The sequence below is a fragment of the Nonomuraea sp. NPDC026600 genome (assembly GCF_040638335.1).
Classification (GTDB): domain Bacteria; phylum Actinomycetota; class Actinomycetes; order Streptosporangiales; family Streptosporangiaceae; genus Nonomuraea.
In genome coordinates this window covers 208,731-235,371 of the sequence record NZ_JBEZYD010000012.1, presented here as the reverse complement: position 1 = coordinate 235,371, position 26,641 = coordinate 208,731, and the positions used below count along the sequence as shown (strand labels likewise).

Genomic DNA, 26,641 nt, shown 5'->3' with positions numbered 1-26,641 from the left:
GGGGGCATGGCGTCGCCGTTTGTTGAGCTTGAGGTGGGGGAGCGGACCGTTAAGGTCACAAATCCCGACAAGGTGTACTTTCCGGAGATCGGGGCGACCAAGCGCGAGCTCGTCGAGTACTACGTGAGCGTCGGCGACGGCGCCCTGCGCGCGCTGAAGGACCGGCCGACCAACCTGAAACGCCACCCCGACGGGGTGCACAGTCCGGCGATCTACCAGAAGCGGATGCCGCCCAAGCATCCCGACTGGCTCCAGACCGTGACCGTCACGTTCCCCAGCGGGCGCCAGGCCGACTCGTTGCGCGTCACCGAGGTGGCCGCCATCGCCTACTGCGCGAACCTCGGCACCATCGACTTCCACCCCTGGCAGGTGCGCGCCGCCGACACCGAACACCCCGACGAGCTGCGCATCGACCTCGACCCGCAGCCCGGCCTGGAGTTCGACGCCGCGCGCAAGGCCGCGTTCCTGACCCGCGAGGTGCTGGACGAGCTGGGGATGACCGCCTTCGTGAAGACCTCGGGGAACCGCGGCGTGCACATCGCCGTGCGGATCGAGCCGCGCTGGGACTTCGTCCAGGTGCGGTACGCGGGCATCGCCCTGGCCAGGGCCGTCGAGGCGCGGGACCCCGGCCTGGTCACGACCGCCTGGTGGAAGGAGGAACGCGGCGAACGGGTCTTCATCGACTTCAACCAGAACGCCCGCGACCGCACCATAGCCAGCGCCTACTCCGTCAGGGCCAGGCCGGACGCCACCGTCTCCACCCCGCTCACCTGGGACGAACTGGCGGACGCCGACCCGCGCGACTTCGACATCCGCACCGTCCCGGCCCGCTTCGCCAAGCTGGGCGACGTCCACGCCGCCATCGACGACCAGGCGTACTCGCTCGACACCCTGCTAGAGCGGTTCCACGACGACGAACGCGGCGACATGCCCTATCCCCCCAACTATCCGAAGATGCCCGGCGAGCCCAAGCGCGTGCAGCCCAGCAAGGCCAGGGACAGCGACCAAGGCTGATCTGTAAGTGGTCACTGGCTGTAGGTGACTTTCGTGGTTCGCCGACTCGGACAAAACGCTGAGTAAGTGACTGATTTCACTTCGGTCTCATTACTTGACTGTTAGTCTAATAGTTCGCGAGGCTCTCCTTCTATCTCGGGGCGTGACAACCGATTCGGAGCCTTGTAATGACAAGAGCGCGACGTCTCGCAGCCGCCGGAGCCTTGGCTGCCTTCGTGGCCGGTGGCGTGAGCATGGCGGCGGGCATCGGAACCGCTTCAGCCGCCACGCGGGACGAGCCGAACGCGGCGGCCACCTGCCTGCTGCCCATCCTGCCGTGCGAGGTTCAGCCGTCGCTCACGGTGCCTGACCTGCCCATCCCCAACCTGCTCGACGGCAGGTCGAGCGAGCCCGCGCCGGACGACTCGTGGTCGCCGCCCGGTGAGCCGGAGCCCTCCAAGGAACCGGACCGGCCGTGGAAGCCGGTCGACGAGGACGAGCGCCGGATGCCGCAGGGCCATCCCGAGACGGGTGCGGGCGGGCTGGTGCCCGAGCCGCCGGTGTGGCCGTTCGCGGCGGGTGGCGTCGCGCTGCTCGCCGGGGCCGGGCTGACCGGGTTCGCCGTGCGGCGCGGCAAGGGCGCGGAGGGCGCGGAGGACGCGGAGAGGATGGCGCCGGCGGGCCAGCGGTGACGCAGGCGGCCCGGCCTCGACGCGCTCGGCGGCGCTCACGGGCGCCTGGCCTGAGGTGGCGCGGGCAGGCCGGCATGAAAGGGGCGCGGAGCAGGCGGTGCGACGGTGGCGTGGGCGAGGCGGGAGTGACGGGACGGTGAGCCGGGTGGCCGGGTCGAAGGCGATCTGGGCCGGGGCGAGTGTGGCCTCGCTGACCGGGGTGCTGCTGATCGGGTTCGGGATCAACGGCATGCTCGGCGGTGGCGAGTCCGAGCCCGTGGCGGCCGCCGGGCCCCGGGCGCTCAAGGCCACCGGTCTGCCGTCGCTGGACGTGCCGCTCGACAAGGTCGCCAAGCCGATGAAGGCCGCGCGGCCCATGGCCGTCTACATCCCCTCGATCGGCGTGTCGGCGCCGCTGATGGAGCTCGGGCTCGACGCCGCCGGAGCGATCCAGAACCCGCCCTTCGACCCGCCGAACCTGGCCGGCTGGTACCGCTACGGCGCCGTCCCCGGCGGGCGCGGCGCCGCCGTGATCACCGGTCACCTCGACACGAAGAACGGCCCGGCTGTGTTCGCGAGCCTCAAGAACGTCAAACGCGGCGAACAGGTGCAGGTGCTGCGGGCCGACCGGTCCGTGGCCGTGTTCGTGGTGGACCGGGTCGAGCACACGCCGAAGAAGAGCTTCCCGGCCAAGAAGGTGTACGGGAAGATCAACTACCCGGGGCTCCGGCTGGTGACCTGCGGGGGGACCTTTGACCGGCAGGCGCACAGCTATCGCGACAACACCATCGTGTTCGCCCACCTGGCGGCGCCGTACTATCCGAAAGGCTAGGGATCGCGGGGGAGGCCGAGGGCGCGTTCGGCGATGATGTTCAGCTGGACCTCGGCGGTGCCGCCGCCGATGGTGAACGCCCGGGTGGTCAGGATCATCCGTGACCAGCGGGCGTTCGACGGGTCGAGCGACCAGCAGTACTCGGAGATGGCCTGGGCGTGGCGCATGCCAAGGAGTTTGCGCACGCTGGGAGCCGTTCCCGGGTCGGCGCCCGAGAGCTGGGAGAGCGTCACGCGCAGGCCGAGCGCCGAGATGGCCTGGCCCTCCGCCCAGAGGCGGCCCGCCTGTTCGCGCTGGGACTGCCGGAGGCCGGGCAGCTTGCCGATGAGTTCGATCATGTCGGTGTGCTGGGAGCCGGGGCCCCAGGAGTCGCCGAGCGCGACCCGTTCGTGCGACAGCGTGTCGCGGGCCACCCGCCAGCCGCCGTCGACCTCGCCGACCACCAGGTCATCGGGTACGAAGACGTCATCCAGGAACACCTCGTTGAAGATCTCCTCGCCGTTGATCTCCTTGAGCGGCCTGACGGTGATGCCCGGCGTGGACATGTCCACCAGGAAGTAAGTGATGCCCTCATGCTTGGATTTTTCGGGAGATGTCCGCGCCAGACATATCCCGAAATGTGCGTACTGGGCGAGAGAGGTCCAGATTTTCTGGCCCGTCAGGGACCAGCCGCCTTCCACCCGCGTCGCCTTCGTCGACAGGCCCGCCAGGTCGGAGCCCGCGCCCGGCTCGCTGAAGAGCTGGCACCACACGATCTCGCCGGTGAACGTCCTGGGCAGGAAGCGTTCCGCCTGCTCGGGGGTGCCGTACTTGACGATGGACGGCACGGCCCAGGCCGCGATGCCGAGGTTCGGGCGGTTGAGGTCGCGGAACTCCTGATGGATGATCACCTGCTCCAGTGGTGACGCCGCCCGCCCCCACGGCTTCGGGAGGAAGGGCATGATCCACCCCTCCCGGGCGAACCTCGCCGGCCTGTCTCCCCGCTCCATCGCCCGCAGGGACGCCGCCTCGGCCCGGATCGCGTCCCGTACGTCCGCCGCCTCCTCCGGAAGATCGGGCTCCATCCGCCGCCGCACCCCCGCCACGGCCAGCCCGGCCACCTTCTCGGCCCACTCGCCCGGGTCGTCGGCCAGCATCCTGTCGGACAGGGCCCTGCGGTAGTAGCGATGGGCGTCGTGCTCGTAGGTGTAGCCGATGCCGCCGAGCACCTGGATCGCGTCGGCCGCGCACCGTACGGCCGCATCGGGCCCCAGCACCGCCGCCACCCCGACCGCCAACCGCGCCTCATCGTCAACAATCCACGATCGCGAACTGTCTGCGGTTGGCGGGTTTCTGACGCCGGCGCCTGGGGCGGGGATCGTCTCGTCCAGGGCCCTGGCCGCGTCCCAGACGGCGGCGCGTGCCTGCTCCAGCGCCACCAGCGCCGCCGCCACCCGATGCTTGACCCCCTGGAACTGCCCGATCGGCCGCCCGAACTGCTCCCGCACCTTGGCGTACTCGGCGGCCGTTGCCACGGCCCACGCCCCCACCCCGCACGCGTCCGCGCCCAGCAGCACAGCGGCCACCTCACGCACCGGCACGGCACCGAGCGGCCGCTTCCGCGCCCCGGCGAACCCCACGATCGAGCACACGGCCCGGTCCAGATCCACGCCCTCGAACGGCTCGGCGGTGACGTCTTCGCGCTCGAACAACGACCACTCCCCGTCCCCGACGGGCAGCAGGAAGACATCGGCCTCGGCGGACCCCAGCGCGAGCAGCGTGTCGCCGCCGGCCGTACCGTGCAGGGCGACCGCCGCCGTGAGCGACCCGCCGGCGAGGCCGCTGAGCAGGTCCGTCGACCCCGAGGACCGCGCGAGCACCGCGGAGGCGAGCACGGTCGGCAGGTAGGCGCCGGGCACGCGCCGCTCGCCGAGCACCTCCAGCGCCACGGCCAGCTCCAGCAGCCCGTAGCCCTGCCCGCCGTACTCCTCGGGCAGGTGCAGCCCGAGCACGCCCTGCTCGGCCAGCGCCTGATGGCTCATGTCCCGCTCGGCCTGCCCGCGTACGGAGGTGGCCAGCGCCTGGTGTTCCTCGGTCAGCCCGATGCCCATGCCACCGAATCTAGAACCTTATTCGGTAGATCTCCAGAGGTAGCGACTGGGGGGTCAGGACGGCGGGTCCTCGGAGGCGGGCATCGTGAAGAATCTCAGGAACATCGGCCGCGCGCCCGGCGACGCGTCGTCCGGCGCGCGGCTGAATCTGGACAGCAGTTCCATGTACGCCTCGAAGAACTCGTCGATTTCTTCCCGGGTCAGGTGGGTGAGCCCGCGGGACGCCTTCGCCCACTCGCCGTAGCGCCGATGGTCTCTGAAGAAGCGCCGGGCGAGTTCCAGCTCCTCCTCGACCTTGAACTCGGTGATCTCGTCGAGGAGCTGCTGCGACTCCTCGTCCAGCTCATCCGCCGAGGGCCACCTCAGGTCGCGGCTGATCTGCCGCCACCAGCGCTCCCTTCCGTTCGAGCGCTCGGGGATGTCCTCGATGAATCCGTTCTGCTCAAGCTGGCGCAGGTGATAGCTGAGCGTCCCGGTGTTCTCGCCGAGCGCCCGGCTGAGCGTGGTGGACGTGGCCGGGCCGTGAATGCCGAGATGCTGCAGGATCCGCTGTCGCAGCGGATGGCCGAGCGCCTTGAGCGCGCCTGGATCACTGAGCTGCCGGATCGCCGGTCTGTTCGCCACGTTGCGAGCCTACAACCCCTTGCCCCGGAATTGCAGAACTTTCGCTGCAGCATTTCTTCTGCAATACTCCGTCGCGGTTGATCCCCGATGCCACCACGAGGGGACATAAGCACGGGAGTGAACGAGGATGACACCAGAGCACGCATCGAGACGGCGCTCATTCGCCGCCGGACTCATGGCCCTGTGCGTGCTCCTGCTGATCGCCATCGGCGCGATCAGGGACACCACCCCCACCGCGGTGAGCCCGGCCGACGCTCCCGAACGGGAGTTCAGCGCGCAGCGGGCCTTCACCCAGGTCGAGCGCTTCGCCGTCGAACCCCACCCCGTCGGCACGGCCGAGCACACCCGGGTCCGCGACTACCTGGTCGGCGAGTTGCGACGGCTGGGCCTGCGGCCCGAAGTGCACGAGGCGGTGGGCGTCTCACCGATCGACGAGCAGGGCGACCCCGTCACCGCCGGGCGTGTCTTCAACATCGTCACCGTGATACCCGGGACCGCTCCCACCGGCCGGGTCTTCGTCACCGCTCACTACGACTCGGTCCCCGAGGGACCGGGCGCCAACGACGACGGCGCCGGTACGGCGAGCGCGATCGAGACGGCCAGGGCGCTGGTCGCGGACGGCACCCGGTTGCGCAACGACGTCGTGTTCCTCATCACCGACGGCGAGGAGGCCGGGCTCCTGGGCTCGGAGGCGTTCGTCGCACAGCACCCGCTCGCGAAGGGGCGGAGCGTGGTGCTCAACAACGAGGCGCGCGGGGCCAAGGGGCCGGTGCTGATGTTCCGGAGCACGGAGTCGAACTCCGGCCTGATCTCCATGTTCGGATCGGCGGCGCCTATGCCCGTGGCCGACTCCGTGTACGCCGAGCTGATGAAACTGCTCAACAACGACACCGACTTCACCGCCTTCGAACCCGGCGGGATGGCCGTGCTCGACTCCGCCTACGCCAACGCGGGCACCCTGTACCACAGCGTTCTCGACGACCCCGCGCACGTCGATCTCGCGGCACTGCAGCAGATGGGCGACAACACGCTGGCGCTCGTGCGCGCGTTCGGCGGCACCGACCTGGCGCGACTGACCACCGGGCACGACCTGGTCTACTTCAACGTCCCGCCCGGTCTGCTGGTCCGCTATCCGGTCTGGGCGGCTTCCCTGCTCGGCGCCGTCGCCCTGCTGGCGGCGCTGGCACTGATCTTCCTGGCCCGCCGCCGGGGCCTGGTCACCCTGCGGCGCACGCTCCTCGGCACCGCGCTCGCCCTGATCCCGATCGGACTCGCGGTGGGCGTCGGTCTCTACTTCTGGGACCTGCTCAAGGTCATCCGGCCCGAACTCAGCGGAACCGCCACCACGACGCCGTATCAGCCGGAGCTGTTCTGGCTCGCCGTCGTGATGCTCGCGGGCACGATCCTGGTCGCGTGGTACGCGCTGCTGCGCCGTCGCGTCGGCACCGCCGAACTGGCTCTGGGCATGCTGACCTGGGCGGCCCTGATCGGCCTCGGACTCGGCCTCGTGTCGCCCGGAGCCTCGCACCTCGCCGCCTGGCCCGCCTTGGGTGCGGCGCTGGGCGGGCTGGCCGCACTCCGCTGCCCGCCGCGGTGGCGCGTGCTCATCCTCGCCGCCGGTCTCGTGCCGGCCGCCCTGATCCTGCTGCCCAGCGCGTGGAACACCCTGCCGACGGGCCTGCAGTACGCGGGCTACGCCCCCATGCCACTGGTGATCCTGTTCGGCGGCCTCCTGCTGCCGCTGATCGAGACGGTCTGGCCGCGCCGGCGTTCCCCGCTGATCCCGCTGACCGCGCTGGTCGTCTCGATCACCCTGGTGGCGGCGGGCCTGCTGGTCGAGCCGATCGACAAGGAGCACCCGCGCCGAACCAGCCTGGCGTACGGCCTCGACGCGGACACCGGCAAGGCCGTCTGGCTGACCTCGAAATCGCCCGACCAGTGGGCCCGCCGCTATGGCGGCGCCGACGCGACCGGCCGGCCGCCGGCGGAGCTGTGGGGCGGGTCCAAGCTCCTCAGCCCGGCGAAGGCCGCCGCGCTGCCGGCGCCCTCGCTGCGGGTGCTCGCGGACACTACTCGGGAGGGCGTACGAACCCTGCGCGTCCGGATCCACTCCGAGCGCGGAGCGAACACGGTCGGTCTGCGGGTGGACGGGGACACCGCGACGGTACGTTCGCTGACCGTCGAGGGCCGCTCCATCACGGCCGGTCCGGCGGGATTCGTCTTCCGCGCCCCGGGACCGGCGGGAGTCGAGGTGTCGCTGGCCGTCGAGGTTCCCGGCGACAAGATCCGGCTGCGGGTCACCGATGTGAGCCCGAACCCCCGTGAGATGTCCGCACTTCCGGGCTTCATCACCCCACCGGACTGGCTGTTCCTCGGCGACACCAAGATCTCCGTCACCAAGCTCTACGCCCTTTGACGATGGAGCAAGGCCGTTCGGGCCGCCGGGAATGCGAGCACCGCGACGGCGGACAAGGCGAGAGCGGCGGCCTGAAGCGTGAGCTGCACCCCGTAGTCGATGTCTTGTGTGGGAAACAACTGGCTCAGGTAGACCGCGTTGTGCACCCCCACCGACATCCACAACGCCCCCGTCCGCGCCCGAGCCGCCCCGCACAGCAGCCCGAGCGCGATGGCCATCACGACATAGAGCAGCTTCTCCGCGATCCCCGAGGCAGGGCTCTGCGACAGGATGTGGATCGAGCCGAAGGACAGCGTGGTGACCGCCAGGACGGCGCGCGGGCTCAGCCGGTCGGACAGCGTGTCGTACAGATGCCCGCGGAACAGCAGTTCCTCCGGGAACGAGGCTTTCAGCGCGATCACGACGATGGCGAGCGGGATCATGAGGGGTGGGACGTCCGCGGGCGGCAGCCAGGTCGCCGCACCCACCCAGACCGAGACGGCGTTGGCCCCGAGCAGGGCGGCCATGCCCACCACCATGCCGAGCACCGCCTGGGGCAGGGCCCACCAGCTCAAGGTGATCCGGAGGCCGGACCACGGGCGGTGGCCCACGAAGCGCCGGTAGGCGTAGACGAGCAGGAGCACCAGCACCGTGATCAACGGCGCCACCGCCTCGGAGCCGCCGAACAGGACGTTGCTGATCGCCATGACTCCGAACGTGGCCGCGAACAGCATCGCGATCGTGACCAGGACAGCACCAAGAATTCGCATGGCGGCACGCTAGGGCCCATACATCGGCGCGCACATCGAGCGCGCGGTAGATCCGGACATGACCGAAGTACGGTGCCGCTGGGGGGATGCCCCGGAGACCGGCATCCGCGTAGGGTCCGCAGATGTGATGTTTCGCGACCCGGACCGGCCGGGTCTGCTCTCGGTGGTGTTCTGGACGCTGTTCGCGACGGTCCTGGTCGGCGGTGTCGGCACCACCGGCGAATGGCCGCGCCTCGCACTCTTCTCCGGCTTGATGGTGCTGGTGGGGGCGATGTGGCTGATCATGCCGTGGAGCCCCGCCGCGAGCACGGTGCGCAAGTTGGCCGCGCCGGCGCTGCTGGTGATGGTCACGTTCATCGGCCAGGTCCTGAACGGATGGCATATCGCGCTGATGTTCGCCGCGATCGTGAACCTCGCCTTCGTGTACGCCATGCGCACCGCCATCGTGATCACGGTGATCTACCTGCTCTTCGTGGGCGCGCCGCTCCCGCTGCTGTTCGACGTGAGCTGGCTCCAAGTGCTCAACCAGTTGATACCGGTGACGCTGCTCGCCGTCTTCTCTCTGTCCATGACCGCCGCCCTGCTGGAAGCCAGGCAGCAGCGCGCGGAGGCGCAGCGCCTGATCGAGCGGATCAGGGAGCTGGCGGTGGCCGAGGAACGCGCCCGCATGGCCAGGGACATGCACGACTCGATCGGACACCAGCTCACCGTGATCAAGGTGAACCTGGAGAACGCCGAGCGCTACCGCGAACGGCATCCCGAGCTGATCTGGGAGGAAGTACGCCAGGCCAAGGAGATGACCGTCCGGGCGCTGGCCGAGGCGCGGCGCTGGGTGCGCGCGCTGCGTCCGCTCGCGCTGGACGGCCAGGTCGGCAGCACCGCGCTCGGCCAGTTGGCCCGGTCCTTCGAGGGGGCCGGGGTCGAGGTCAGCTTCACGGTCGACGGGATCGAACGCCGCATCGACCCCGACTCCGAGCTGGTCCTCTACCGCGTACTCCAGGAGGGGTTCACCAACGCGCTGCGGCACGCCGAGGCCCGCCAGGTGCGCGCCCGCCTGGATTTCGGCGAGGATCGGGTGGTGCTGGTGATCGGTGATGACGGCAAGGGCGCGGTGGACACGGCCGGGTTCGGCCTGTCCTCGCTGGCCGAACGCGTGCGGGCCATCGGTGGCAGCTTCCGGGCGGCCAACGCGCGCGACGGTGGGTTCGAGCTGCGGGCCGAGGTGCCGGTGGCCCGGCCATGATCCGCGTGCTGCTCGCGGACGACCAGGAACTCATGCGCCGGGGGCTGCGCAAGCTGCTGGAGATCGAGGACGGGATCGAGGTGGTGGGCGAGGCCGCCGACGGCTGGGAGGCGCTGGCCGCCGTGCCGCGCTGCGCGCCCGATGTGGTGCTCGTCGACGCCAGGATGCCGCGGATGGACGGGGTCGAGCTGACCGCCCGGCTCGCCGCCGAGCACCCGCGCGTCGCCGCGCTGATGCTCAGCACCTTCGAGGAGGACGCGTACATCTTCGGCGCGCTGCGCGCCGGAGCCCGCGGGTACCTGCTGAAGGACTGCTCTCCCGAGGAGCTGATCGCCGGGATCCGCAAGGCGTACGAGGGCGAGACCGTGCTCGACGGACCGGTGGCCACCCGGCTCGTGGCCGAGCTGCGCGGGTGGCCGCGCGGCTCGGCGAGCCCGTTTCGCGGCCAGGAGCGCCTGTCGAGCCGGGAACTCGAGGTGGCCAGGATGATCGCGGTGGGCGCGACGAACCGGGAGATAGCCGCCCGGCTGTTCATCACCGAGGGCACAGCGAAGAACCATGTGTCGAGCATGCTGCGCAAACTCGGGCTACGCGACCGCACCCAACTAGCCCTGCACCTGTCCGGCTCGTGAGCGGCTGCCTCAGGAGGCTGTCTCAGGAGTCGCCGAACTCCAGGTCCAGCGCCCGGGTGAAGTCGGCCACCGCCTCCTCGTGCCGCTCCATCTCCTGTAGGACCTCCCCGCGCACCCGGTAGGCCCAGGTGTAGTTCTCGTCCAGCTCGATCGCCCGGTCCAGGTCCCGCACCGCCCCCTCGTTGTCGCCCATCTCGCTGAGGACCGCGCCACGGCTGCCCAGCGCGCGGTCGTTCTCCGGGTCGAGTTCGATGGCCCGGTTCAGGTCGGACAGGGCCTCGTCGTAGCGGTCGACCATGCGCAGCGCCTCGCCGCGCCTGCTGAACGCCCGTATGTACTCGGGCTCCACCTCCAGTGCCTTGGCGTAGTCGTCGATGGCCTCGGAGTACAGGTGCATGCGCTGGTAGAGGTCGCCTCTGGCCAGCCACGAGTACGCGATCCCCTCGTTCAGGGCGATGATCTTCGCGTGCTCCTCCAGTGCCTCGTCCAGACGGTCGAGATCGGCCAGAGTGTCCGCCTTGGCCTCCAGGATCCACAGCGACTCGGGCGAGAGGGTCAGCGCGTGTTCGAAGTCGGCCATGGCTTCCTCCAGGCGGCCGAGCGCGGCGTACGTCTGGCCGCGCGAGCCCAGGGCGTACGCGCTGTCCGACTCCAGCCGCACCGCCTCGTCGAAGTCGGACAGGGCGGCCTCGTAGCGTTCGATGATGCGATGGCTCTCACCCCGCAGCCGCCAGGCTCGGGCATTGTCCGGTACGAGCGCGATCGACTCCGTAAGGTCGGCGATGGCGGCGTCGTGTCTTGACAGTGCGATGTACGACTCGGCCCGGCTGCGCAGCACCGAGGCGCGAGACTGCGCGGCAGCCTCGGAAAGCTCCGGCTTTTCGTTGATCCCCTCGCTCATGAAGGGAATCTATCCAACTAAATCTGGATGATGGCCGCCTTTTCCCGGGTGTATGCGAGGACGGAGTCGTGCCCGTAGCCGCTGTCCTTCACGCCGCCGAAAGGCAGCCCCGGCGGCATCTGCCGGAAGGTGTTCACCCAGACCGTCCCGCTCCGCAGATCACGGATGAACCTGTGGGCGCGGCCCAGGTCACGCGTCCACAGACCGGCCGCCAGCCCGTACGGCGAGTCGTTGGCGATCGTCAGCGCCTCCTCGTCCGTGTCGAACGGGATCGCCACCGCCACGGGCCCGAAGATCTCCTCCTGGCAGATGCGCAGCGCGTTGTCGCCGGTCGTGTAGAGGGTGGGCGCGACCCAGTACCCGCCGGGCAGATGCGGCACCACCTCGGCGCCCGCCCGGCCGCCGAACACCAGCTCGGCGCCCTCCTTCTCGGCCACCTCCAGGTACGACACGACGCGTTCGTACTGGCCGGCCGACACGATCGGCCCCATCGTGGTCGCCAGGTCGAGCGGGTCGTCCAGGATGAGGCTCTCCGCGATCTGCCGGGTACGGTCCAGCACCTCATCCCAGATGGACCGATGGATCAGGATCCGCGAACCGGCCACACAGACCTGCCCGGCGTTGCCGGTGAAAATGGAGTTCACCGTGATGCCCTGGGCCGCCGCCTCCAGGTCAGCATCAGGAAAGACGATATTTGGCGACTTGCCGCCCAGCTCGAAGGTCATCGGCTTGAGAGAGTCGGCGGAGGCGCGGGTGATGGCCTGACCGGTGGCCGTCGAGCCGGTGAGGCTGATCTTGCCGACGCCCCGATGCCGTACCAGCGCGTCACCCACGTCCTCACCCATGCCGCTGACGATGTTCAGCACCCCGGGCGGGAACACCTCCGCGAGCAGCTCACCCAGCCGCAACACCGACACGCTCGCCTGCTCGGCGGGCTTGACGATGACCGTGTTGCCGGCCGCGAGGGCGAATGCCGCCTTCGCGGAGAACGTCGAGATGGGGGAGTTCCACGGGATGATGCAGACGGCCACGCCGTACGGCTCGCGACGCGTCATGCCCAGGGCGTCGGGCCCCAGGATGACGGTGTCCCCCTTGACCGCGTCGAGGCACTGGCCCGCGGCGAGCTGCCACAGGTAGGACATGCCCGGAAGGTCCTTCTTCAGGGTGTCGCGCAGGATCCTGCCGTTGTCGCGCGTCTCCAGCCGGGCCAGCTCCTCGGCATGCTGGGCGAACAGCTCGGACACCTTGCGCAGGAAGTGCGCCCTGCCCAGCGCCGGCATGGCCGACCAGCGAGGGAACGCCTCCTGAGCCGCCGCCACAGCCGCCTCGGCGTCCTTGGGGCCGCCGGCCGGGATGGTGGTCCATACCTCGCCGGTGGCCGGATTGACGGAGTCCATGGTCTTACCGTCGGCGGCCGGGACGAGCTTGCCGCCGATGAGATTGCGATAGTCAGCCACGTAGCCAAGCATATGCTTGCTTGCCTCGTACGGGCTAGGCGCCCAATCTTCCGAACTCCCAGCAGTCCCTAGTGGGCTTCGTAACTGTTGATCTCGCCGACCTTGGCGTTCGAAGGACTGGCCTCGTCGAAGGTGTGGCTGAGCCACTCACGGACGAGCTTTCGCGCGAGTTCGATGCCGATGACGCGCTGTCCCATGCAGAGGATCTGGGCGTTGTTGGACAGGATCGATCGTTCGACGGAGTAGCTGTCGTGTGCTGTGGCGGCTCGCACGCCTTTGACCTTGTTGGCGGCGATGGCCACGCCGAGCCCGGTTCCGCAGATGAGGATGGCGCGGTCCGCTGCTCCGCGCGCGATCATCTCTGCGGCTCGGATGGCGACGGTCGGGTAGTTGGTGAGTCCATTGGCGTCGACGCCGACGTCGGTGACCTCGATGACGCGCGAGTCGGATTGAAGGTCGGTCTTGATGCGCTGCTTGTATTCGTATCCTGCTTCGTCGGAGCCGACGACGACACGGAAGGTGTTCATGGAGGGTGTCCGTTCGTTGGGCGACGGTCAGAGAGTGTGGCTCGTCGTGGGGGCGACGCAGCGCTCGATGGTGTGGGGCCCGACGGCATGGGGCCCGACGGCATGGGCGATGATGGCCAGCGACACCGCCCCGGGGTCGGGTGTGCCGAGCGATCTCTCGCCGTGCGTGCGTGCCCTTCCACGGTGTGGAAGCAGGTTGGCAGTTGCGTTTGCGGATGTTGTGGCGGCGGCTGCGGCTTTTGCCCATCCGGAGGCGAGGGTTTCGCCGGCTTCGACTGCGGCGCTGAACGTGTGAGCCAACGGTACGAGTGCGTCGACGAGTGTCTTGTCGCCGACGGCGGCCTGCCCGTACGCGGTGACGTCAGAGACCGCACGGTTCAGGCCGCGGACGAGATCGCGAGTCGTGGGTTCCTTGGTGTCGCCGAACTCTCGGCCGATTGCCCGCAGAATGACCGCCCAGAGGGCGCCTGACGCACCGCCCGCCTTGTCGGACCACGCGTCGGCGGCCGTGTCGAGCGCCGTTTCGGCCCCGCAGCTTCTGCTGACCGCGTTCGCGGCCGCCTTCGCCGCCGCGCGAGTACCACGCCGCATGCCGATCCCGTGGTCGCCGTCGCCGGCCACGGCGTCGATACGGCCGAGGTCGTCTGATGCGGCGTCGATCGCGATGAAGGCCGCGTCGAGGGCCGAGGCGATCCGCGCGGCAAGACGGCGGGACGCTTCACTCGATTCCGGCGGCGTTTCCGCATCGGCCTGCGCGTGCTCGGCGATGAACGGGCGCAGGGCGGCGGTGTCGACGGCGCCGGTGCGGAATGCGGGCGTGTCCGCCGGCGCCGCCCACAGTCGTTCCAGCTCGTCGTCGAGCCACAGCAGTGTCAGGGAGACGCCTGCCATGTCGAAGCTCGTGCAGTACTCGCCGACGTGGGGGTCGGTGACGACGAGTCCCGCGCCATGGAGGAGTTCGGCGATCCGGCGGTAGACGACGAACAGCTCCTCGTTCTTCACCGATCCAAGGCCGTTGAGGATGGGGACGATTCGCCCGCCGCCAGGCCCGGTCGCCGGCGGCGTCTCGTCGGCGGCCAGCAGCTGTTCGATGAACAACTCGGCCAGCCCGTCCGCGGTGGGCATCTCGACTTCGTCGATTCCGGGCTCGCCGTGGATCCCCAGCCCGATCGCCATCCGCCCGGGCGGGACGGTGAACAACGGCTCGGGGGCGCCCGGCAGGCTGCAGCCGGAGAAGGCGACCCCCATCGATCTCGTGTGGAGATTCGCGCGTTCGGTTACGGTCTCGACCGCGTCCAGGTCGTATCCCGCTGCTGCGGCGGCACCGGCGATCTTGAACACCGCGAAGTCGCCGGCGATCCCGCGCCGTTGCGCCGTGTGGCGTGCGGGGGCACTGAAGATGTCGTCAGTGACGAGCACCGTACGGCAGTCGACTCCATCGGCCCGGAGGGCCTCCTGCGCGGCGCCGAAGTGCAGTACGTCGCCGGCGTAGTTGCCGTAGGACAGCAGCACGCCCTTGCCTTGGTCGCTCGCGCGCACGACCGACTCGACCTGGCGCGCTGATGGCGAGGAGAACAGGTTGCCCATGGCGGCCCCGTGCGCGAGCCCTGGGCCGACGAGTCCGCCGAAGGCCGGGTAATGCCCTGATCCTCCGCCGATGACCACGGACACCGTCGGCTGCGGGTCTCGCGTCGAGCGTACGACTCCACCTGGCACTTGCCGCACCCACCGACCGCAGGCTGCGGCGAAGCCCTCGAGCATCTCGTCGGCGAAGTCGTCCGGCACGTTCCACAGACGGGTCATTGCGTTGCTGCCTCTCACTCGCCGATGCGTCGCTCGTTAGGATAATTGTTGACAAAAAAATGTCAACGGATAATGTTGCCGACTATGGACAACGGGACGCGCGCCACGTTCGACCGCAGCACCCTGCGCGAACGGTGCACGGCATTTGTGCGAGAACGGATCATCTCTGGGGAGTTGCGCCCCGGCGAACACATCGTCGAGGTGCCGCTGAGCCGCGAACTGGGCGTGAGCCGCGGGACGTTGCGGGAGTCCCTTCGCCCGCTCGAAGCCGAGGGCCTCATCGTCAGCGACGGTCGTGGCCACATACTCGTCCGCGAGCTTCTCTCGCACGAGATCCTCGAGGTCTTTGAGGTCCGTGAAGCGCTGGAGGTGCTGGCGGCGACGAAGTTGGCCAAGCTCGAAGACCGTTTGGCGATCGCCGCGGAGCTGCGTCAGCTCCTTGTCCCGCTGCAGTCACATGATCTGGCCTTCGGTAAGCAGATCGAGTTGGACCTCGGATTCCACGCCCGGCTGGTCCAACTGACCGGCAGCGAGACCCTCGTGTCCACGTGGGGTCGGTTGATCGGTCAGATCGAGATGATGATCATCGCTGCCGGGCCACAACGCGCGGCTGACCGGATGCGTTACGCCGAACACGTCGCGATCGCCGACGCGATAGAGACCGGCGACTCGGCTCACGTGGCCGCCGTCGTGTCGGCTCACATGGGTGACTTCTGCCGCAAGTACATCGAGGACGCGCTGGCTGACGAGTTGCGCGCCAGAGAGATCCCGCACCCCGCTACCGAAAGTCGCGACGCATCATGACGACGGTCCCGCCCTTGGCCTGTTCCACGATCACTTTCCGGCACTACCAGCTACGCAAGGCACTCGACACCATCGCGGAGCTGGGGTTCAGCCAGGTCGACCTCGGCGCCCTCGCCGGTTTGTGCGAACATGTCCCCCCCAACGGCAGCGTGGCGGCGCTCTCCGAGGTCGCGACCCAGGTGCGCGCGAGTTCGCTGATGGTGACCAGCGTCAACGCCGATCCGGGCTCGTTCAACACCGCCGAAACCCGCTCGACCGTCCTTGGGGCGATCCATCGTCTGCTCGACTTCTGTGTCGAGGCCGGAAGTCCTCGTCTCGTCCTCACCTGTGGAGCTCCCGAGCAGCCGGCCGTCGCGTCTGATATCCAGCTCGGATTGGTGGCCGATGGGCTGAACACCGCGCTTGAACGGGCCCAGGAGCTGGGGATCGAGCTCGTGGTAGAAGCGCCCCACTACTTCCGGCTGGTCAACACGATCCCCAGGGCACAAGCACTGCTGGCCGCGCTCTCACCAGCGGTGCGGCAGGCGTGGGACGTCTCCCATGTGCGAGCCTCCGGTGCTGATCCAGCCGGGTTGTTCCCGCAGTTCGCGCATCGCGTGTCGATTGTCCATCTCCGCGACGCGCTCCTGGCCGACATCCGCAGGCCGATGGGCTTGGGCGACGTGGACTTCGGCGGTGTCTTCGCCAGCGTGTCAGCGTCCGGCTTCGAAGGACCGTTCGTCCTCGAGCTGGAGACACACGACAGCCCGTTCGAATCGAAGGAAGAGGAAGTGCGATCCGCCCTGAACCAGCTGAGAAGCGCAGCAGCGTCCGCCGCGATCGGCCGGGAGGAGCAGTGAACGTCGCGTTCGTCGGCGTCGGCGCGATGGGGCTGCCGATGGCGCGCCTGGTGGGGCGCCATCATCCGCTGACGGTCTTCGACCTCGATGCCGACCGGGTCGCCCAACTCGTCGCCGAGGGAGCACAAGCAGCCGCCAGCGCGGCGGCCGCCGCACAGGGGGCGGACGCGGTGATCGTGATGGTGGCGACGTCCGCCCAGCTCGAGGAGGCGCTCTTCAGCGATGACGGAGTGCATGCCGGACTCGCCGCCGGCACGACCGTCATCCTCATGAGCTCGGTCGGCATCGATGCGGCGGTCGAGGCAGGCCGGCGCCTGAACACGCTCGGTGCACACGTCGTGGACGCCCCGGTCACCGGCGGTGTCGTCAGAGCCGTGACCGGGGAGCTCATCGCACTCGTCGGCGCCGAACCGGACGCCCTCGGTCCGGCGCTTCCTCTCCTCCGCCTCATGACCGCGAAAGTCGCCCACTGCGGCGACCGTGTCGGCGACGGACAGGCCGTGAAGCTCGTCAATCAACTGCTGTGCTCAGTGCACCTCGCCGCCGCGGCCGAGGGACTTCAGTTCGCACAGCGACTCGGTCTCGATCCCGCCAAGGTGCTCGCCGCCATCGAATCCGGGGCCGCCGCGTCGTTCATGTTGAGCGACCGAGGCCCCCGGATGCTTGCCGCTGAGCACACGCAGGTGCTCAGCGCGATCGACATCTTCGTCAAGGATTCCGCACTCGTCCTCACCGCTGCCCGCGGGGTGGGCGCCGTGACGCCGCTGACGGAACAAGCCAGCAAGATCTTCTCCTTGGCCAGCCGCGAGGGGCTGGGCAGGAGCGACGACTCCAGCGTCATCCGCGTGTTCGAGAAGGATTGATGACCGATGAAGTACCGCAGAATCGGTGCGAGCGGACTTGAAGTCTCCGCGGTGACCTTGGGCTGTATGAGCTACGGCGATCCTGCCCAGGGCGCACATGGCTGGACTCTCCCAGAGGAGCCCAGCCGGGAGTTCATCAGACACGCGCTCGACCTTGGCATCACCACCTTCGACACGGCGAACATCTATTCCCTGGGCCAGAGCGAGGAGATCCTCGGGCGTGCCCTCCGCGAGTTCACGCGTCGTGAGGAAGTCGTCCTCGCGACGAAGGTGCACGGCGTGATGCGCCCCGGACCCAACGGAGGCGGGCTGTCGCGCCGGCACATCATGGAGCAGATCGACGCGAGTCTGCGACGCCTGCAAACCGACTACGTCGACCTCTATCAGATCCACCGGTGGGACGACACCGTCTCGATCGAGGAGACGATGGAGGCCCTCCAGGATGTCGTGAAAGCAGGCAAGGCCCGTTACATCGGAGCCTCGTCGATGTATGCCTGGCAGTTCGCCAAAGCCCAGTACACCGCGCGCCTGCATGGCTGGACGACGTTCATCTCGATGCAGTCCCAGTACAACCTCCTGACCAGGGAGGACGAACGAGAACTGCACCCGTTCTGCCTCGACCAAGGCGTCGGCGTGCTGCCGTGGAGCCCCCTGGCACGCGGCAAGCTCGCGCGTCCGTGGGACGTCGGTAGCGACCGGATCAAGACCGATCCGCTGGGCAAGACGCTGTACCAGCAGGCCGAAGCGGAAGACCGGAAGATCACCGACCAGGTCGCCGCCATCGCCGAAGCCCGAGGTGTCAGCCGCACTCAGGTCGCTCTCGCCTGGCTGCTGCACCGCCCCGCCGTCACCTCACCGATCATCGGAGCGACCCAGCTCCGGCATCTCGACGATGCGGTCGCCGCGGTTGAGCTCGCCCTCGGCGCGGAGGAGATGCGGCAGCTGGAAGAGCACTACATCCCGCATCGGGTGGAAGGTTTCTGAGCCCCACCTGCACTGAAGAAAGGAACACCCCCCATGTACAACACTGACACGGGGCTGTCCCGGCGCTCCCTCCTCCGCTATGGAGCCGCGGCGACCGGCCTCACCGCACCGGCCCTGGCCGGTTGTTCGCCGTCCGAGGACGGTCCGAAGCCCGGAGGAGGTACGCCCGCGGGAAACGTACCCCTGCGGATGTCCGCCTACGGCTCGACCGCGCGCCAGCAGAAGCTGCAACAGGTCTACGACCTGTACAAGAAGAAGCGCGGCGGCTCGGTGGAGCTCTCGCTCCTCGCCAACGACGCGTACTCGCAGAAGCTGGCCACCGAGATCGCCGGCGGCGCCGCCGCCGACACGATCGCGCTGTTCCAGAACATCGTCGCGCAGTACGCCCTCAAGAACGTGCTCGCCCCGCTCGACGACTATGTTCCCAAGGTCCTGGACATCTCCCAGCTCGACCAGTCCTCCATCGCCAGCGGCGTGATCAACGGCAAGCGTGCGGCACTTCCGCTCGGAGACAACGCCTACGGCGCGATCTACGACAAGGGTGCCCTGGACGCCATCGGGATGTCGGTGCCCAAGCCCGGCCACACATGGGACGACTTCATCGCCTTCGCGAACGACGTCAAGAAGAAGTCGGGCGGCGCTTACTACGGCACCGTGGATGACAGCGGCGACTTCAACGGCTTCGAGGTGTTCGCCCGCCAGCGGGGCAAAGAGCTGTACAAGGAGGGCAAGCTCGGAGTTTCCCGTGACGACGTGCAGGCGTGGTTCGAAATCTGGGCCGGGCTCCGCAAGACCGGCGCCGCCCCGCCCGGCGACCTGACCGTCCAGAGCTCCACCGGAGGTTTCGGCACCACGCTCCTCGTCGGCAAGAAGGCGCCGAACTTCTTCATCTACCCGAACGTCCTCGGCGCGCTCCAGGCGCTCACCAAGACCGAACTCGCCGTGACGACCATGCCCATGCCGAGCGCCGCCCAGTCCGGGCACTTCCTGCGCGGGTCCAACTGGGTTGGTGTTTACGCGCGCTCAGAGCATCCCGCGGATGCGGTCGATCTGGTGAACTTCATCGTCAATGACGAAGAGGCGGGCAAGGTGCTGCAGGCCGAGTTCGGTGCCCCGCCGAACCTCCAACTGCGCAAGTCGATCACCTACAACAAGGTTGATCAGCTCTTCATCGACTACGTGGGCCTGGTGGCCAAGGAGTTCGCTCACCCCGTGCCGTCGCTGGCCGACGAGTTCCCGAGTGGCTCTCCTCAGGTGATGACGACCTTCGTCACGGTCAGCCAGAGCATCGCCACCGGCAAGCAGACGATCTCCGACGGCGTTGACAGCTTCATGTCCCAGGCCGCGGGATTCCTCACATGAGCACGAGCACCGTCCTTCGCGGAAAAGCGGCAACCGCCATGGGCTCGCCACCGGCCACAACCTGGCGGCGCTCCCAAGGCAAGTGGGCTCTGCTGTTTCTGGGCCCCTGGATAGTCGGGCTGGTGCTGCTGACCCTGGGGCCGATCGGCGCGTCGCTGTTGATGTCATTCACCGACTACGACCTGCTGGACACGCCTCGATGGATCGGCGTGGCGAACTACACCAGGATGTTCACCGCGGACCCACTGTGGTGGCAGTCGGTGAAGGTGACCGCGATCTACGTCGCTGTCTCCGTTCCCCTGCAACTCACCTTCGCGCTGCTGCTGGCCATCGTGCTCAATCGCGGCGTCAAGGGCCTGGCCGTCTGGAGGGCCATCTACTACGTTCCCAGCCTGTTCGGATCCGGCGTCGCCATCGCGATCCTTTGGCGCGAGATCTTTGGCTCGGCCGGCCTGCTCAACACCCTGCTGGGCGTCATCGGGATCCATTCCACCACCAGCTGGATCGGCGACCCGAACTGGTCTCTCGGCACGCTGATACTGCTGCGTGTCTGGGAGTTCGGCTCCCCGATGATCATCTTCCTCGCCGGTCTCAAACAGATTCCCGCCGAACTCTACGAGGCTGCCTCGCTCGACGGCGCGGGGGGCCTCCGGAAATTCTTCTCCGTCACATTGCCCATGCTGACACCGATCGTCTTCTTCAACCTGATCCTGCAGCTGATCAACGCCTTCCAGATCTTCGGCTCCGCCTTCATCATCGGCGGCGGAACAGGTGGCGCGGCGAACTCGATGCTCGTGTACACCCTGTACCTCTACCAGGCCGCGTTCAACAACTTCCAGATGGGCTATGCGGCGGCAATGGCCTGGGTACTGCTGGTGATCATCGGCGCGGTGACCGCCGTCAACTTCTGGATCAGCCGCTACTGGGTCCACTACTCAGATGACTAGGTAGACGTGCTATGACCACCACCTCGCAATCAGACCGAACACGCGTCCGCAGTCGCGTGTCCCCGCCCAGACCGGCGGCACGTACGATCATCTACGTCATCCTCGGCGTGGGCGCGATCGTGATGCTGTACCCCTTGCTCTGGCTGCTCGCAAGCTCGTTCAAACCCGCCGACGAGATCTTCAACTCCGCCGCCTTGCTGCCTCGAAGCTGGGATTTCGGCAATTACCTGCGCGGTTGGCGCACCGCGGCCGGGACGACGTTCGGGCAGCCGCTGCTGAATTCGATTCTCGTCGGCGCCGGAGCTGTCGCCGGCAACGTCATCGCGTGCTCGCTCGCGGCATTCGCCTTCGCCCGGCTCGAGTTTCGATTCAAGCGCACCGCGTTCGCGCTCATGATGGTGACCATCATGTTGCCGGCTCAGGTGACGATCATTCCCCAGTACATCCTGTTCCACTACCTCGGCTGGGTGAACACGTACACGCCGCTCATCCTGCCGAAGTTCTTCGCCGTCGACGCCTTCTTCATCTTCCTGATGGTCCAGTTCATCCGCGGCATCCCTCGTGAGCTCGACGACTCGGCCGCGTTGGACGGGTGCAATCCGGGCCAGATCTATCTGCGGGTGATCTTGCCGCTGCTGAGGCCCGCTCTGGTCACGACCGCGATCTTCACCTTCCTCTGGACCTACAACGACTTCTTCTCGCAGCTGATCTACATCTCGCGCTCACAGCTGTACACCGTCTCGCTCGCGCTGCGGCAGTTCATCGACGGCACCGGGCAATCCGAGTTCGGGCCGATGTTCGCCATGAGCGTGGTCTCGCTGCTGCCGACCCTCATCCTGTTCCTGCTCTTCCAACGTCTGATCGTCGACGGCATCTCCACGTCAGGGTTGAAAGGATGAACCACTCGATCCGTCGGTACCGGTGGACCGGCGCCACACTCGAGGCGCTCGACACCGTCTGCCGATATCTGTTGCTGAGCACACTGTGGACGGTCGGGACAGCACTGGTGGTGACCGCGCCGGCCGCCACCTCCGCGCTCGTCGAGACCGCACGAGGCGGCTCGCGCGGCGACCACGGTCCCGTGCTCACCACCTTCCTCGCGAACATGCGACGTACCGTACGCACGAGCACCGCCGCCGTAGCGATCTTGCTGCCGATCGGCGCGCTCTTGGCGGTCAACTTCGCCATCGTCCCCCTCATGCGCGAACAAGGGATGTACGTGGCGGCTGTTCTGGTGTCGATAGCGATCCCCTTCCTGCTGTTCAGCGCCAATCTCATTCCGGCGACGGCCGGTGAGGATCTGCGGGTCCGCCAGGCATATCAGCGGACTCTCGAGCGCATCGTCAACCATCCGTTCGCCGCGATCGTCACCGCGCTCATCGCCGCCGGCGGCGCTGTACTGATCTATCTCCAACCGCTGAGCGCGTTCATCATCGCCGCACCCGCCGCGCGCCTGGTCGTCGCAGTACACGATCGCTCCGCCGCACAGCCCGCCAGGGTCAAGGCCAATTAGAGAGACCACAATGACTACGATCTCGATCCAGGGCACTGACTTCCTCATCGATGGTCAGATCGCCAACCAAGGCCGCAAGCTCGACGACATTCCCCTCGACGGCCTTCTGCTGAACAGCCGGATGATCAATGGAGCATTCGACGACGCGAACCCGGCCACCGTTCACCAGTGGGCCTACCCGGACACCGGAGCGTGGGACGCGGAACGCAACAACCGCGAGTTCATCGCCGCGATGCCCCAGTGGAAAGCAGACGGGCTCAACGCTTTCACGCTCGGCATCCAGGGCGGCAGCCCCCAGGGCTACAGCTCGGAACAGCCCTGGGACAACGCCGGATTCACTGCCGACGGCCACTTCAAAGACGACTACCGGCGTCGCGTCGGCAACATCCTCGAAGAGGCCGACCGCCTTGGCCTCGTCGTCATCCTCGACATCTTCTATCACGGCCAGGATCATCGGCTGCGCGACGAGGACGCGATCAGGACCGCGATTACCGAGGTGTGCGAGTGGGTGCTCCAGTCGGGCTGGCAACACGTCCTGATGGAGATCGCGAACGAGGTGAATCTCGACACGCACTACACACACGGCCTGATCAAGGCCCCGCGCGTGCACGAGCTGATCGCGCATGCGAAGTCGGTGTCACACCACGGCCGGCGACTGCTGGTGAGCACGAGCTTTCTCGCCCTCCCACCCATCATCACCCCCGAAGTGCTCACCGAGTCGGACTTCGTCCTTCTGCACGGGAACGGCACCCCAGGCCCGGACAGGCTACGAGAGATGGTCGAAGAGGTGAAGTCGACTCCTGGATATGCGCCGAAGCCCATCATGTTCAACGAAGACGATCACTTCGACTTCGACAAGCCCCACAACCATATGAAGGCCGCTCTCGCCGCCGGCGCGTCCTGGGGATACTTCGACCCCGGTTCGGTCACGACCAACCCTCCTCAGCCGACGCTCGGGAACTACACGAACGGCTACCAAGCCGTGCCGATCAACTGGGGAGCCGGTACGGAAACGAAGCGCGCGTTCTTCGAGACCCTACGACGTGTGAGATGACGTCTCGGCTGAGGTCCTTTCGAGGGCGTCGCTGACATAGCGTTGCGAGAAGTCGGCCATGTGGCTGGTGAGGGTCTCCTCCACCGCGTCGGCGTCGCCGGACCGGATAGCGTCAACGATCGGCAGATGCTCCTCATAACGCATCCGCCCCACGGCGCGATCCGGTCCGGCGGCGATGATCATCATGCGGATCCGGCCGATCAATTGCCGCCATGCGGTGCTCAACGTGTTGTTCCCTGTCAGCTCACACAAGTAGGCATGAAAACCAAGATCGACCTCGATCCGCTCGCCAAAGCTGAGGTCTTGCCGCTGCAGAGGCCTGATCTTGCTCTCCAGCAATTCGGCGAACTCCCCGCGCCGAGAACTCCGCGCAAGCTTGGATGCCGCCAAGACCTCAAGGGCGTTGCGCACCTCGAAGACATCGGCGATCTCTGCCGCGCTCAGGGTTCGCACGCGCATGTGACCCTTGCCGTCGTTGACGAGTAAACCCTCGTTCTCGATCGAACGCAGAGCCTCACGCAAGGTGCCTCGGCTGATCCCCAACGCCTCGCTGAGGTGGGCTTCCTTGACATGCTCACCAGGCTGCAACGCTCCCGACACGATCTCATCGCGAAGATACGCAACACAACGCTCGCGAAGATTCCGGCGATCAAACCCGCCCGCACCACCCACACTCATGGATCAAGGCTACCCAGGAACGGCCCAACCTGACTGGTCGATACAGGCCACCCACGCGGTCATTGTCAGCGCCGGCTACATCGGCCTGGAGATGGCCGAATCCCTCGTCGTCTGCGGACGGATCATCACCTGCTCGAACAGTTGCCCTGAGCCTTGACAGCGGGGGAACGCCTCCTGGGCCGCCTCGGCGTCCTTGGGGCCGCCGGCCGGAGCTGCGGCAGGCTCGCACCCGCAGCTCCGGCACTTCCGGCGGTCCTACCCGGCGAACGGAGGGCCGGGTAGTCGGTACGGCGGATCAGGCAGGAGCGGTCACGGTCCCGCGTAGGCGGCGATCCTCTCGCGATCCTCCTGGGTGAGCGGCACCATCAGATCCGCGTGCTCACGTGCGATGCTCGCCAGAAGCGGCTCCATGTTCTGGACGGCCACGGTGATGTCGACGAACGACACACCCGCGCTCACGTCGACACCAGCCGGAAGCGGAACCGTCATGCTCGACACCCCTCCGTTCGCCGACTTGGGAGGCTCGAGGTTGGTCAACCGGCCTTCGGTGCGACCCGCTCCCCTGATGGTGAACAGGTAGATACCCGTCAGGGCCAGACCGCCGACGACGGTGACCAAGGCCAACCGCTCCGACCCGCTCACCCTCATGCGAATGAAGGGGCCGATATTGAATTCCGCGTTCGCGGGCTGGTTCGAAGCCGACGCTTGGATCGTGTTGTTTTTCTCGCCATTGCCGACCCTCGCCGAGTTATTACCCGCGCGTGGGGTGACGACGAACTCGTCCACGTCCGCCAGCGAGTACGTATTGAACGCGCCTGAAATGGGAAACCTATTATTCCCGCTGATCGTATAATTCTCTCCCTCGGGCTTGCCGCTCTTGGCGGCCGGGAAGTAGATCCCCACCTCGTCGTCCGATTGATTTACCGCCCAGATATGGTTGAATTCATCCAGCCAGAAAATCACCTGACCTATCTTCGGGTTGATGCCGCTGCCTGTCGGGCCGATATGAGTCAGCGTCCCCGTACTCCCCTGAAGGGCTCCCGCGATCTTGCCGATGGTCGTCCCTACAGAGAGAGCAGCATCCAGCCAGCCCATAATGAACTCCTTTTGTATGATTTTTCCGACCGCACCGGCGGGGCGGCGCTGGGCTCTCGACCATGAAGAATTTGCGGCGGAGCAGGTCCCGCCTAATCTCCGCGACCTTCGGCCGGCCCATTCGCTGAAACTATCAGCGCCGTTCAGGTTGCCGGGAAACCGCCCCGGCTTCACTCCACCCATTTCAGCAAGATCTTCCTTTTGCTGATCGATGGGCGCCATGGTGATGTTTTGACCGATGTCGATGCTCGCCACCGCTAATCACATCCATGGAATTCTTGAATAATGGCCCGCCAGGCAAGGGGTTGACGGCCGAAACGAGGCGGTCGGAAGTCCAGGCAGGCGTCTTCTGTATCCGGACCCCCGGTCCGGGCCTCTCGCCGCGGCCACCCGTCACCCTCTCAGTCGCCGTGATTGACTCTCCGTTGTCAATCAACTCCGTTATGTGAGGAGAGGCCATGCTTCTCGATCCCAAACTCGCCGGCATCCATGTCGCGCTCAACGCCGATGGGCGCCTGGAGGCGTTCGCCCGAGGCATCGACAGCACCTTGCAGCACGTCTGGCAGACCGCCCCCAACAGCGACTGGAGCGATTGGGACAGCCTCGGCGGCGTGGTCGTCGCCGCCCCGACCGTTTTCCGCGACGGCGAAGACCGCCTGGAGGTGCTCGCCCCAGGCATCGACAACGGCATTCACCACATCCAGCAGACGAGCCCTGGCGCATGGGGCGAGTGGAACGACCTCGGCGGCGAGTCTTTCGGCAGCGAAGTCGCGGTGTTCCAGGACGCCGGCGGAGGGCTGAGCGCCTTCATGCGCGAGATCAACAACACTCTCCAATGCGCCTGGCAGACCACCCCCGGCGGCGAATGGACAGGGTGGAAGGACCTCGGCGGCGAACTGCGCAGCAACCCGGCGGTGTTCCAGAACGCCGACGGACGGCTGGAGGTGTTCGTACGGTGGGACGGCGACGCCGTATGGCACATCCGGCAGAGCGGCACCAACGGCGCCTGGGGCACGTGGGAGAGCCTCGGCGGCAGCGTGGACACCGATCCGGCGGTGTTCCAGAACGCTGACGGATGCCTGGAGGTGTTCACGCACCGCCCCGACAACACCCTGTGGCACATCAAGCAGACCAGCGCCAACGGCGCCTGGGGCGAATGGGAGAGCCTCGGCGGGAAGGCCTACGGCGTACCGGCGATCTTCCAGGACAATGACGACCGCCTCGTCGTTCTCGCCCGAGGATCCGAGGACTCCGAGATCTACGAAATCTCCCAGATCGAGGACACCTGGGGCTCGTGGAGCTCCCTCGGTGGCGAGGCGGCCGGCGATCCGGTTCTGGCCCGCAACGACGACGGCCGTCTGGAGGCCTTCTACCTCGGCTACGACTCCGCCGTGTGGCACAAGTGGCAGCTGGAGGACGGCGGTTGGAGAGCCGACTGGGCATCTTTGGGAGGGACCATAGCCGACTTCTGACTCCAGCCGAGCATTACGGCGGGCGCCGGCCTGCGCCCGCCGCACCGCAGCCCCGGCCCGCGTACCGCGGTCGCAGTAGCGCGGGTCGGTAC

The 26,641-nt window shown here is 67.5% G+C and carries 25 protein-coding genes; 16 read left to right on the top strand and 9 right to left on the bottom strand.

All coding sequences use genetic code 11. The annotated features are described in order from the left end of the window. Positions 1-6 precede the first annotated feature (6 nt). The 3 genes from ligD (at position 7) to AB0F17_RS28020 (ending at position 2,496) form a co-directional block, all read left to right on the top strand. Positions 7-1,014 carry a non-homologous end-joining DNA ligase gene (gene ligD / locus AB0F17_RS28030; protein WP_358028425.1) on the top strand — a complete coding sequence of 336 codons (1,008 nt, stop codon included), beginning with the start codon at positions 7-9 and terminating at the stop codon, positions 1,012-1,014. A gap of 167 nt (positions 1,015-1,181) precedes the next feature. Continuing rightward, complete coding sequence (locus tag AB0F17_RS28025; RefSeq protein ID WP_358028422.1) at positions 1,182-1,685, top strand: hypothetical protein; 504 nt, start codon at positions 1,182-1,184, stop codon at positions 1,683-1,685. 97 nt (positions 1,686-1,782) lie between these two features. Beyond that, entirely contained in the window at positions 1,783-2,496 is a 714-nt protein-coding gene (locus AB0F17_RS28020) for a class F sortase (protein WP_358028419.1), read from the top strand. On the opposite strand, the gene AB0F17_RS28015 is transcribed toward AB0F17_RS28020, so the two are convergent. Together AB0F17_RS28015 and AB0F17_RS28010 are read right to left on the bottom strand one after the other, a co-directional pair. After that, positions 2,493-4,586 (bottom strand): acyl-CoA dehydrogenase, encoded by a 2,094-nt coding sequence (locus tag AB0F17_RS28015; RefSeq protein ID WP_358028417.1) that lies wholly within the window; start codon positions 4,584-4,586, stop codon positions 2,493-2,495. The two genes, AB0F17_RS28020 and AB0F17_RS28015, sit on opposite strands and share 4 nt — an antisense overlap. A 54-nt stretch (positions 4,587-4,640) precedes the next feature. After that, complete coding sequence (locus AB0F17_RS28010; RefSeq protein ID WP_358028414.1) at positions 4,641-5,210, bottom strand: helix-turn-helix domain-containing protein; 570 nt, start codon at positions 5,208-5,210, stop codon at positions 4,641-4,643. A gap of 127 nt (positions 5,211-5,337) precedes the next feature. On the opposite strand from AB0F17_RS28010, the gene AB0F17_RS28005 reads away from it, so the two are divergent. After that, positions 5,338-7,626: a M20/M25/M40 family metallo-hydrolase gene (locus AB0F17_RS28005; protein ID WP_358028411.1), complete on the top strand. Its 2,289-nt coding sequence runs from the start codon at positions 5,338-5,340 to the stop codon at positions 7,624-7,626. On the opposite strand, the gene AB0F17_RS28000 is transcribed toward AB0F17_RS28005, so the two are convergent. Then, on the bottom strand, positions 7,614-8,375 hold the full coding sequence (locus tag AB0F17_RS28000; RefSeq protein WP_358028409.1) for a type II CAAX endopeptidase family protein: 762 nt from the start codon (positions 8,373-8,375) through the stop codon (positions 7,614-7,616). The genes AB0F17_RS28005 and AB0F17_RS28000 overlap by 13 nt on opposite strands. Before the next feature lie 127 nt (positions 8,376-8,502). Between AB0F17_RS28000 and AB0F17_RS27995 the strand changes: the two genes are divergently transcribed. Continuing rightward, positions 8,503-9,618, top strand: a complete 1,116-nt coding sequence (locus tag AB0F17_RS27995; protein WP_358028526.1) for a sensor histidine kinase — start codon at positions 8,503-8,505, stop codon at positions 9,616-9,618. Beyond that, on the top strand, positions 9,615-10,250 hold the full coding sequence (locus tag AB0F17_RS27990) for a response regulator transcription factor (RefSeq protein WP_358028407.1): 636 nt from the start codon (positions 9,615-9,617) through the stop codon (positions 10,248-10,250). The genes AB0F17_RS27995 and AB0F17_RS27990 overlap by 4 nt, the downstream gene beginning before the upstream one ends. Before the next feature lie 22 nt (positions 10,251-10,272). Here the strand turns inward: AB0F17_RS27990 and AB0F17_RS27985 are convergent, their stop codons facing one another. The 4 genes from AB0F17_RS27985 to AB0F17_RS27970 all read right to left on the bottom strand — a co-directional run bounded on the left by AB0F17_RS27985 (position 10,273) and on the right by AB0F17_RS27970 (position 14,938). Further along, on the bottom strand, positions 10,273-11,151 hold the full coding sequence (locus AB0F17_RS27985; protein ID WP_358028404.1) for a tetratricopeptide repeat protein: 879 nt from the start codon (positions 11,149-11,151) through the stop codon (positions 10,273-10,275). 17 nt (positions 11,152-11,168) lie between these two features. Further along, the gene (locus tag AB0F17_RS27980; protein WP_358028401.1) at positions 11,169-12,608 is read right to left on the bottom strand and encodes an aldehyde dehydrogenase family protein; all 1,440 of its coding nucleotides are present in this window, start codon (positions 12,606-12,608) and stop codon (positions 11,169-11,171) included. 68 nt (positions 12,609-12,676) lie between these two features. Next, positions 12,677-13,135 carry a ribose-5-phosphate isomerase gene (locus tag AB0F17_RS27975; protein WP_358028398.1) on the bottom strand — a complete coding sequence of 153 codons (459 nt, stop codon included), beginning with the start codon at positions 13,133-13,135 and terminating at the stop codon, positions 12,677-12,679. 27 nt (positions 13,136-13,162) lie between these two features. After that, positions 13,163-14,938, bottom strand: coding sequence for a dihydroxyacetone kinase family protein (locus AB0F17_RS27970; protein WP_358028395.1), 1,776 nt, complete (start codon positions 14,936-14,938; stop codon positions 13,163-13,165). An 84-nt stretch (positions 14,939-15,022) separates the two neighbouring features. Here AB0F17_RS27970 and AB0F17_RS27965 point away from each other — a divergent pair, with 84 nt between their 5' ends. The 9 genes from AB0F17_RS27965 to AB0F17_RS27925 all read left to right on the top strand — a co-directional run bounded on the left by AB0F17_RS27965 (position 15,023) and on the right by AB0F17_RS27925 (position 23,304). Continuing rightward, positions 15,023-15,742, top strand: a complete 720-nt coding sequence (locus AB0F17_RS27965) for a GntR family transcriptional regulator (RefSeq protein ID WP_358028392.1) — start codon at positions 15,023-15,025, stop codon at positions 15,740-15,742. After that, the gene (locus tag AB0F17_RS27960; protein ID WP_358028390.1) at positions 15,739-16,581 is read left to right on the top strand and encodes a sugar phosphate isomerase/epimerase; all 843 of its coding nucleotides are present in this window, start codon (positions 15,739-15,741) and stop codon (positions 16,579-16,581) included. The genes AB0F17_RS27965 and AB0F17_RS27960 overlap by 4 nt, the downstream gene beginning before the upstream one ends. Continuing rightward, complete coding sequence (locus AB0F17_RS27955; RefSeq protein WP_358028387.1) at positions 16,578-17,444, top strand: NAD(P)-dependent oxidoreductase; 867 nt, start codon at positions 16,578-16,580, stop codon at positions 17,442-17,444. Before AB0F17_RS27960 ends, AB0F17_RS27955 begins: the two co-directional genes overlap by 4 nt. A gap of 6 nt (positions 17,445-17,450) precedes the next feature. After that, positions 17,451-18,428, top strand: a complete 978-nt coding sequence (locus AB0F17_RS27950) for an aldo/keto reductase (protein WP_358028384.1) — start codon at positions 17,451-17,453, stop codon at positions 18,426-18,428. 33 nt (positions 18,429-18,461) lie between these two features. Then, positions 18,462-19,790: an extracellular solute-binding protein gene (locus tag AB0F17_RS27945; RefSeq protein ID WP_358028382.1), complete on the top strand. Its 1,329-nt coding sequence runs from the start codon at positions 18,462-18,464 to the stop codon at positions 19,788-19,790. Next, the gene (locus tag AB0F17_RS27940; protein WP_358028380.1) at positions 19,787-20,737 is read left to right on the top strand and encodes a sugar ABC transporter permease; all 951 of its coding nucleotides are present in this window, start codon (positions 19,787-19,789) and stop codon (positions 20,735-20,737) included. The genes AB0F17_RS27945 and AB0F17_RS27940 overlap by 4 nt, the downstream gene beginning before the upstream one ends. 107 nt (positions 20,738-20,844) lie before the next feature. Beyond that, positions 20,845-21,636: a carbohydrate ABC transporter permease gene (locus AB0F17_RS27935; protein ID WP_358028378.1), complete on the top strand. Its 792-nt coding sequence runs from the start codon at positions 20,845-20,847 to the stop codon at positions 21,634-21,636. Beyond that, the gene (locus tag AB0F17_RS27930; RefSeq protein WP_358028375.1) at positions 21,633-22,250 is read left to right on the top strand and encodes a DUF624 domain-containing protein; all 618 of its coding nucleotides are present in this window, start codon (positions 21,633-21,635) and stop codon (positions 22,248-22,250) included. The genes AB0F17_RS27935 and AB0F17_RS27930 overlap by 4 nt, the downstream gene beginning before the upstream one ends. Positions 22,251-22,260: 10 nt before the next feature. After that, positions 22,261-23,304 (top strand): hypothetical protein, encoded by a 1,044-nt coding sequence (locus AB0F17_RS27925; protein WP_358028372.1) that lies wholly within the window; start codon positions 22,261-22,263, stop codon positions 23,302-23,304. Here the strand turns inward: AB0F17_RS27925 and AB0F17_RS27920 are convergent. Further along, complete coding sequence (locus AB0F17_RS27920) at positions 23,287-23,982, bottom strand: GntR family transcriptional regulator (RefSeq protein WP_358028370.1); 696 nt, start codon at positions 23,980-23,982, stop codon at positions 23,287-23,289. The two genes, AB0F17_RS27925 and AB0F17_RS27920, sit on opposite strands and share 18 nt — an antisense overlap. A gap of 309 nt (positions 23,983-24,291) precedes the next feature. After that, complete coding sequence (locus tag AB0F17_RS27915; protein WP_358028367.1) at positions 24,292-25,332, bottom strand: hypothetical protein; 1,041 nt, start codon at positions 25,330-25,332, stop codon at positions 24,292-24,294. Positions 25,333-25,535: 203 nt separating this feature from the next. Between AB0F17_RS27915 and AB0F17_RS27910 the strand changes: the two genes are divergently transcribed. After that, on the top strand, positions 25,536-26,549 hold the full coding sequence (locus AB0F17_RS27910) for a hypothetical protein (protein ID WP_358028364.1): 1,014 nt from the start codon (positions 25,536-25,538) through the stop codon (positions 26,547-26,549). Positions 26,550-26,641 lie beyond the last annotated feature (92 nt).

What these genes read in the sequence shown, in the direction of transcription:
- ligD (WP_358028425.1), top strand. Translation starts at nt 7, where the DNA reads ATGGCGTCGCCGTTTGTTGAGCTTGAGGTGGGGGAGCGGACCGTTAAG.
- AB0F17_RS28000 (WP_358028409.1), bottom strand. Translation starts at nt 8,375, where the DNA reads ATGCGAATTCTTGGTGCTGTCCTGGTCACGATCGCGATGCTGTTCGCG.
- AB0F17_RS28005 (WP_358028411.1), top strand. Translation starts at nt 5,338, where the DNA reads ATGACACCAGAGCACGCATCGAGACGGCGCTCATTCGCCGCCGGACTC.
- AB0F17_RS27985 (WP_358028404.1), bottom strand. Translation starts at nt 11,151, where the DNA reads ATGAGCGAGGGGATCAACGAAAAGCCGGAGCTTTCCGAGGCTGCCGCG.
- AB0F17_RS27970 (WP_358028395.1), bottom strand. Translation starts at nt 14,938, where the DNA reads ATGACCCGTCTGTGGAACGTGCCGGACGACTTCGCCGACGAGATGCTC.
- AB0F17_RS27990 (WP_358028407.1), top strand. Translation starts at nt 9,615, where the DNA reads ATGATCCGCGTGCTGCTCGCGGACGACCAGGAACTCATGCGCCGGGGG.
- AB0F17_RS27940 (WP_358028380.1), top strand. Translation starts at nt 19,787, where the DNA reads ATGAGCACGAGCACCGTCCTTCGCGGAAAAGCGGCAACCGCCATGGGC.
- AB0F17_RS28025 (WP_358028422.1), top strand. Translation starts at nt 1,182, where the DNA reads ATGACAAGAGCGCGACGTCTCGCAGCCGCCGGAGCCTTGGCTGCCTTC.
- AB0F17_RS27930 (WP_358028375.1), top strand. Translation starts at nt 21,633, where the DNA reads ATGAACCACTCGATCCGTCGGTACCGGTGGACCGGCGCCACACTCGAG.
- AB0F17_RS27945 (WP_358028382.1), top strand. Translation starts at nt 18,462, where the DNA reads ATGTACAACACTGACACGGGGCTGTCCCGGCGCTCCCTCCTCCGCTAT.
- AB0F17_RS27965 (WP_358028392.1), top strand. Translation starts at nt 15,023, where the DNA reads ATGGACAACGGGACGCGCGCCACGTTCGACCGCAGCACCCTGCGCGAA.
- AB0F17_RS27925 (WP_358028372.1), top strand. Translation starts at nt 22,261, where the DNA reads ATGACTACGATCTCGATCCAGGGCACTGACTTCCTCATCGATGGTCAG.
- AB0F17_RS27995 (WP_358028526.1), top strand. Translation starts at nt 8,503, where the DNA reads ATGTTTCGCGACCCGGACCGGCCGGGTCTGCTCTCGGTGGTGTTCTGG.
- AB0F17_RS28015 (WP_358028417.1), bottom strand. Translation starts at nt 4,586, where the DNA reads ATGGGCATCGGGCTGACCGAGGAACACCAGGCGCTGGCCACCTCCGTA.
- AB0F17_RS27950 (WP_358028384.1), top strand. Translation starts at nt 17,451, where the DNA reads ATGAAGTACCGCAGAATCGGTGCGAGCGGACTTGAAGTCTCCGCGGTG.
- AB0F17_RS27920 (WP_358028370.1), bottom strand. Translation starts at nt 23,982, where the DNA reads ATGAGTGTGGGTGGTGCGGGCGGGTTTGATCGCCGGAATCTTCGCGAG.
- AB0F17_RS27975 (WP_358028398.1), bottom strand. Translation starts at nt 13,135, where the DNA reads ATGAACACCTTCCGTGTCGTCGTCGGCTCCGACGAAGCAGGATACGAA.
- AB0F17_RS27910 (WP_358028364.1), top strand. Translation starts at nt 25,536, where the DNA reads ATGCTTCTCGATCCCAAACTCGCCGGCATCCATGTCGCGCTCAACGCC.
- AB0F17_RS27960 (WP_358028390.1), top strand. Translation starts at nt 15,739, where the DNA reads ATGACGACGGTCCCGCCCTTGGCCTGTTCCACGATCACTTTCCGGCAC.